At 38.8% G+C, this 7,151-nt stretch carries 4 protein-coding genes; 1 reads left to right on the top strand and 3 read right to left on the bottom strand.

Annotated elements, in window-relative coordinates; genetic code table 11:
* Positions 1 to 228, top strand: a 228-nt coding sequence (locus tag EZJ28_RS16110) for a hypothetical protein (protein ID WP_207388454.1), incomplete at its 5' end; no start/stop codon positions are given.
* A gap of 299 nt (positions 229 to 527) precedes the next feature.
* On the opposite strand, the gene EZJ28_RS10280 is transcribed toward EZJ28_RS16110, so the two are convergent.
* From EZJ28_RS10280 to EZJ28_RS10270, 3 genes are all read right to left on the bottom strand, one after another.
* A complete protein-coding gene (locus tag EZJ28_RS10280; protein ID WP_131397511.1) occupies positions 528 to 2,426 on the bottom strand; it encodes a putative porin in 1,899 nt (632 codons plus the stop codon).
* 122 nt (positions 2,427 to 2,548) lie between these two features.
* Positions 2,549 to 3,991 carry a hypothetical protein gene (locus tag EZJ28_RS10275; protein ID WP_131397509.1) on the bottom strand — a complete coding sequence of 481 codons (1,443 nt, stop codon included), beginning with the start codon at positions 3,989 to 3,991 and terminating at the stop codon, positions 2,549 to 2,551.
* 7 nt (positions 3,992 to 3,998) lie between these two features.
* Entirely contained in the window at positions 3,999 to 7,130 is a 3,132-nt protein-coding gene (locus EZJ28_RS10270) for a SusC/RagA family TonB-linked outer membrane protein (RefSeq protein ID WP_131397507.1), read from the bottom strand.
* Between the last annotated feature and the right edge of the window lie 21 nt (positions 7,131 to 7,151).

The raw sequence follows: 7,151 nt of genomic DNA, 5'->3' as shown, positions 1-7,151 counted from the left end.
TCGCCCCAAACGGCTGTTTCTTATAACTCTCAATCTGTAATTCTTGAACGGCTGCTCTCTGTGAAAGCGGGTGCAAATATACAACGCTTTTTTCTTCCCAACCAAAACTTTTTTAGAAAAATTTTTGATTTCAAGCTAAAGCGCTCAACCACAAAACCCTTACCTGCTACACAACCCCTTCCAAATGAACATCACTTCGTTCCCAAAGCGGGTGCAAATGTAAGGTGACTCTCCATTACAAACCAAATAAAAAATCAACTTTTTTTTAGCCTGATCTTTCGCTCAACACCCGGCCATAGCCGTCTCCAATACTTTCAGTGAACATTGCTTCGTTTCCAAAGCGGGTGCAAATATACAGTGGTTTTTTAATTGCACAATAGCTTTCTCAAATATTAATCACTTTTATTCTAAAATGATCATTTAAGCCAAAAAACAAAGAATTAAACAAGTGTCGAACCACACTAATCAGGAAAAACTCAACCGAAACTTTAATAAGAAGAGAATTCAGCAATTAAAAAGAATACACTTTAGAGAAAAAGATCCCAAACAAGCCCGAAACGGACAAGAAAATCTGTGTATGGATAAGACGGAGCCGCAAAATTATTATTTCCGTCAAGCAAGGCATTAATGTGTTCTAACTTAAAAAAGATACGAGCTTTATCTACTTTACCATTAAAAAAATAGTCAACTACAGGATAACCTCCCAATTCCTGAGAGTTCTGCACATAAAATTCGGCCAGCACGGGATCATAAGCATTCATCTGATATTTTGAGAAATACTTCAGGGTAAAGCCAGTTTGCAAATAAAGCGCCTTATCAAACCAGTGATCCTTATAATAAATGGAGTTACGTGTAACAAACTCTGGCAGATTAAGAACACCTACCCCCTGCAATACATTTTGATACATCACTGTATTATAGGAACCAAAAAGACCAAGATCAAATTCCTTTTCTGCTTTAAGCTTCAGGTATCTCACCTGCTCCCCGGCCTGAAACGGCTTTACGCCACCATCAGCATCAAGAGAGAAATAGGTATAATTCTCCACCTGAGATATACTTGCGAATAAAGAGCCGAATCGGCGCGACCTGAAATCACCAAAAATCCGTTGGGAGATTTCATTCTCAAAATCATTCTGCCAGTTATATTCAACATAATCGCTCTGGTAAAGAAGATAATTTAAATTAGGAGCACTACTATTCTGATTAATCCCAAACCTAATCCCGTTATTTTCGTCAAAATCATAAGAGGCCGAAGCAGCCAGATAATTTCCCGGTATGTCTTCAGAAAGGTTTAGTTTAGCATCGGCTTCCAGAGCAAAACCTCCGAGTTGTTTTTTATATGATCCTCCAACATGAAGCAAATTACCATTTAAACGATTCCCAATAGTGTCTCCCGGTTTTATGTATACCGAATTATACCCATAATCATAATTGGTATGTCCTGCTTTAAAAGCAAGCTCACCCAATAAGCTGTTGGAATAATTTAATGAAGCCTCATTAAATAATTTCTCGAGCCTGGTGATGTCTTTTAGATTTGAAGATTCAAAGGATTCTCCAAACAATGCATTCACCGCAGATTGCTGACGAAAAACAAATTTCTTGTAACTGAAATCAAAAGTATGTTCCAGCCTAAGCTTATTTACAGAATCACGCACCTTAGTGATTTCGTATTCATGATTAATAAAAAACCTTTTTCCAAACAAAACACTTTCGGCATTTTGAAACTTAACATCCAGAACAGATCTATCATCAAATTCAGGTTCCTTATTAATGTATTGCTCTATAGCCTGTGAAGTTAAACCTCCGTTTTCCTCATTTAACAGGTCCTGGGAAACAAAATGCGCTTTGGCGTGATATTTATCATTATCGGAATCATAACTAAAGCCAAGCCTAAGATTTCCCGTACTGGTTAGTATATGCTGATATTTCCCAAGCGCCCTTGTCCCTTTATAGGCTATGAACATATTGAGATTTTTGGAAGTATTTATCGTAAAAAAGGCATCCAGCTGTTGCCCTTGCTCCGGTACTGTTTTAAAATAGAACTCAGTCCACGGTGTAGGCACGTGATAATAATCTATATCCTCCACCTCCATGAAATTAAAATGCCTAGCCCTGGCACCAAATAATGGGAATGTCTTCTTATAATCCTTTCGATAACTCAGCCTATTATAGGTTTGACCGGTATTAGAAAAGGGGAGCAACTCAAAATTATCTTCTCGCAGATAATTGAACTTATAGTCCTTTATAATATTAAGAGTTGTATCGAGATGAGTAGTGTCGTTTCCTACAGAAATGATCTTATAGAGATCTATAGAAGGCAGAGTATCCTTTTCCTTCACATTTCTTTCACCAGGAATACGATCTGGCTGTTGAGCCGTGGCCTGAATGCTTAAGAACACAAAAAGGCAAAAAAAGAATTTTTTCATAAACACTACTATTCAGGCAAAAATATAATATTTAGCGCAAGATAGCGGAAGTTAGATAAAACAAAAAACCACCCGCCTTAGGCGGGTGGTTTTATTATTTAAAAAAGGCTAATTATAACTGATTATCTCCAGCCTCCGTCAGAGTAATCAACTCCAGCTTCTCCCTGACCGTTTCCAAAAGTGTAAACTGGTATTCCAGCAGCATCTAAGGCAGCCCCTGGTATTGGAAAGTGCTTTGGAGTTCCAGACTGAAGTAAATCCTGAGCTCTCATTTCAAAGTAAGCAAGCCCTACTCCTGTATGCATTAGCTCAATCATTCTTTCATAAAAGATAGCTTCTTCAATAGCATCAGCATCAACAGCCACCGGATCCAAAGTACCTCTCACAACACGTGAACCGGCATTGATAACATCGGCAGCCTCTTGCAACATTCCTGCTTGAAGATAAGCTTCAGCCATATACAGTTCATTTTCAGTCATAAGCATTTCTGTATGAGGTGCCTGCCATCCCTGAGCAGTAATAAAATCATATCTGCTGTGACGGTAAGTACTCCAATGATAAGTACCTCTATCTGGTGGGAAATCCTGAGAAGTCAAATATTCGAAATCCAAGGCTAGACGAGCATCATCACTACTTGCCTCAGGCAATACAGTTGCTCCTTGCGGCCAGTAGTCTGGATAATCTTCATCCATCAAATTGATAATACGAAGATCTGTACGCAACCATCCAGGGAAAATAGAATAGTAAACCCATTCTGCATACCAGGTTGTCCAACCATCACTAAGAACCTCTATATCCTGAGATATTCCATTCTGAGTATAAGCAAGAACCCTGTTCCAATCCAGAGCATCTCTCTCCTCCTGGTTTCTAGCGCTATTCACTAAAATCCTGGCAGCAAAACTGTTTAGAAAAGCACTCCACTCATCACTGGATAAAGTCATGCCATTAACCTGAGTTGAAAGGGTGAAATCTCCCCTGTCAGCAGCTGCAATAGCCAAATCTATTTTATCAAGTGCGAGCTGGGTAGCTTCCTTATAAGATAAAGCTTCTCCATTATTAAGAGAACCTGTTTCATCTGAAGCAAAAACTCTGTCAAACACTAAAGCTAAATATCCTAAAGATGCTCCCTGTCCAAATCTTGCTAAAGACTCATATTTATCTTCATCATCAAATACACCATCTCCCTCGATACCATTCATAATAGCATTGGCATCAGCAAGAGTTGAATGTAAAGAATTAAAGTAGTCCTCAGTTACTCTTGAGTTACCATAAGTTGAATTATTATTCCACGCCACTCTTGGCTCACTGGACATATCTCTCATCCCAGCATTACCCCAGGATGCAGTTTGCTGATCTGCCATAGTAACCATCGCCAATCCTGGACCATAGTAAGCATGAACAGTGTTATACCAATTTTGAAAAAGCTTATCGGCTGTTGATTGAATACCAATTTGCTTACTGGTAGGCTGTTCCAAGTTATCTACTTCGAGATCAGTCTCAAAGTCGTCACAGGAATAGAACATTACGGTAAAAACCGCTAATAATGTATATTTTAAGTTTTTCATAATTTTTTTAAAATTTAATTTGTGCTGAGAAAGTGTAAGATCTTGGCACTGGGTATACTCCATAATCAATTGCATAGTAATTCTGAGTTACTGAATCATATCTCTGTACCTCAGGATCCCATCCAGAATAATCAGAGAAGATCAATAGATTTCTTCCAGTTACCCCTAATCTTAATCCATCAAAGAATCCGTTAGCAATACCAGAAAGCTGTTCTTTCTTGAATGAATAGAATAGAGAAGCTTCTCTTAATTTTACATAAGAACCATCTTCTACCCACACTTTATTCTCCTGATTTACATCATAAAGAGCCTGATAATAATCATAGGTCTTTTTCTCTCCTTCTGGCACTCCGGCCATATCCATCATAGCATTTCGGTTATCTCTGGTTAACCACTGACCCTGTCTGTTATAAATATCTCCACCATTCTTCCAATCCCAAAGCATGTAGAAGTTAAATCCTTTATAACCAAGATTAGAAGTGAAGCCCATATTAAAGTCAGCATTCTGAGAACCGATCTTATCATATAGACGAGTTCCATCTTCTCCTATAAGGATTTGAGGTTTCTCATCCACAGTTCCTTCAGTTCCGGCAGGAATCACATATCCATCAGAGTTTATCTCGTAATCACCAATAGTAGCTCCTTCAGGAAGTTGCTGCGCCATCTGATCTAAAGAAGTTACAAACTGATAACCATACATTGCTCCAAACTCTTCCCCTTCTTTGATACGGAAGATAACACCCGGGGTGTTAGTTCCTCCTGGTCCTACAGTAATAGGATCTACGTAAAGATCGGTAATTTCGTTTTCAGTTTTATTAAAACGAACCCCAAGATCCCATCTAAAATCTTTTTGCTTAATAACATTAGCGTCAAGACTAAGTTCAAGCGTATTGAATTCTACGGTTCCAACATTTTGGTACTGTCTGTTAGCACCATTATTTGCAGGAGCAAAAATATCAACTAACATGAACTGGTCTTCGGTTTTAGCTTTTGCATATACTCCTTCAAAAGTGAATCTATCAAGGAACTGGATATTTGTTCCAAATTCCAATTCAGTAGTTCTAGAAGGTTTTAGATCCGGGTTTGCCTTGATACGATTTGTAGCCAGGTTACCAGTTGCTAAACCAATTGCATCATATTGCCAAGAGAATCCAGGTCTTTGACCGGCAGTACCCAAAGCAGCATGAATTTTCCATTCCTGAATACCAGGGATATAAAAATCTTCACTAATACGGTAAGCTCCAGATACTCTATAGTAACTATTCCATCTTTCATTTTCTCCAAATAAGGAAGACCCATCCATACGATACATAGCATCTAGGATATATCTATCTTTAAAGTCCAGTCCTATGATAGCGAAAGCATTGTGAGCTCTTTCATCTATCAAGCTTGACGAAGTATAAGTATTCGCATTAGAAAAGTTATCTAAAGATATAACACCAGGATAAATAAAATCCTGACCAAAACCATAATAATACTCATAATGGTTATCCTCTAATAAGTAGCTCAGTTTACCCGCTACATTTAATTCACCAAAAGAATCTGTATAGTTTAAAGTAGCCTGTGCTTTCTGAGAAAGCGAATAACTGCTTTCTTTTGAGAAATCTCCTTTAGAGTAACTAAACCCTACATCCTCGCCATTCAACAAACCTCCAGTTTGGAAAGCCGTATAAGGATTATAATCATCATTATTCCAGGTAGTGCTTTCAACAGCATACTCTAGATCAAGATTCAATGGTTCAGCAAATTTGATGTTCAGGTTATATGAACCTAGGAACCTGTTTCTTGTAGCCTCTTCCCTGTTTGTAGCCAATGGGTACAATGGGTTGGTCGTTGTAGACGCCCATGGATTTGGAAGATAATAATAAGGCTGACCATCAGGGTTAGGGGCGTTCAAATTCACGTCCGGATCTATAATAGAAAGATCAAAAAGTGTTCCATCGGTTGTACCACCCGGAGTCTCATTGTTCGTTCTAATATAGTTATTGTTAGTACTTAACTTCATCCAGTCGGTAATTCTGAAATCTGCATTCAACCTTGCAGAATATCTCTTATATCCACCTGTCTCAACAAAAATACCTTCGTTCTCAGTTCTGTCAGCAGAAAAGAAAAGATTAGCAAACTCAGAAGCATTAGAAACAGACACATAGGTTGTATTGTCTATCCCGGTTCCGAAGAACTTCTCCTGGTTATCATACAGCACCCCAAAAGGATTATCCTGATAGTGATCTGCAGACTCTATTCTTGCTCCTGATAGACCAACGTTACCATATCCAGGATAGTCCGATGGATAGTCAACTCCATCATATTTGGTATACAAGCCTCTGGCTGAATCGAAATCATCTGCCAGTTCATAAAAATGAGACTCACTTAAATCGATTTGATTTGGAAGTTCTGAGAATCCCAGATCATTTCTCAATGTCACCTGTGGACCATCCTCATTGAACTTACCTCTTTTGGTCGTAATAACGATAACCCCGTTACCTGCACGAGATCCATAAAGAGCAGATGCAGAAGCACCTTTTACAATTTCGAAAGAAGCGATATCGTCAGTGTTGATATCCTGGATACCTCCTTCTACGATTACCCCATCAACCAAGATCAATGGCTCCTGACCTCCGAAAAGGTTAGTGGCACCACGAAGCTGAATCGTTGCTCCAGAACCTGGCTGACCAAAATTTGTGATGTTAACACCAGCTACTTTACCCTGAAGGGCTGAAGCAGCAGAAGTAGCAGGGATCACCTCAAGGTCATCACTATCTACTTTGTTTACCGTAACCGATAGTTTCTTACGACTTGTAGCCCCAGCTACCCCAGTTACAACCACTTCTTCCAGTGAAGCAGCATCTATCTCCATAGTTACATTGTACTCATTAGCAGCATCCACAACTACTTCCTGAGTTGCGAATCCAACATAGCTAAATGAAAGTACATCTCCTGCAGCCACAGATATTGAGTAGTTACCATCAAAATCTGTCTGAGTACCATTCGATGTGCCCTTTTCAATGACATTCACCCCGGGCATGGGCAAACCATCTTCATCTACAACCGTACCTGATACGGTTTTTTCTTGCGCAAAACCAATTTGCACAACTAACACTAACAGGAGTGTTAGAAATCCTTTTAATCTTTTTTTCATTATTTGTTAAATTTGAATTAG

The sequence above is a fragment of the Gramella sp. KN1008 genome, from assembly GCF_004332155.1.
GTDB lineage: Bacteria > Bacteroidota > Bacteroidia > Flavobacteriales > Flavobacteriaceae > Christiangramia.
The sequence above is the reverse complement of the archived record's forward strand: the minus strand, read 5'-3'. Positions and strand labels throughout refer to the sequence as shown.

Excerpts from the sequence above, each read along its gene's own strand:
- EZJ28_RS10270 (WP_131397507.1), bottom strand. The coding sequence starts at position 7,130 with ATGAAAAAAAGATTAAAAGGATTTCTAACACTCCTGTTAGTGTTAGTT.
- EZJ28_RS10275 (WP_131397509.1), bottom strand. The coding sequence starts at position 3,991 with ATGAAAAACTTAAAATATACATTATTAGCGGTTTTTACCGTAATGTTC.
- EZJ28_RS10280 (WP_131397511.1), bottom strand. The coding sequence starts at position 2,426 with ATGAAAAAATTCTTTTTTTGCCTTTTTGTGTTCTTAAGCATTCAGGCC.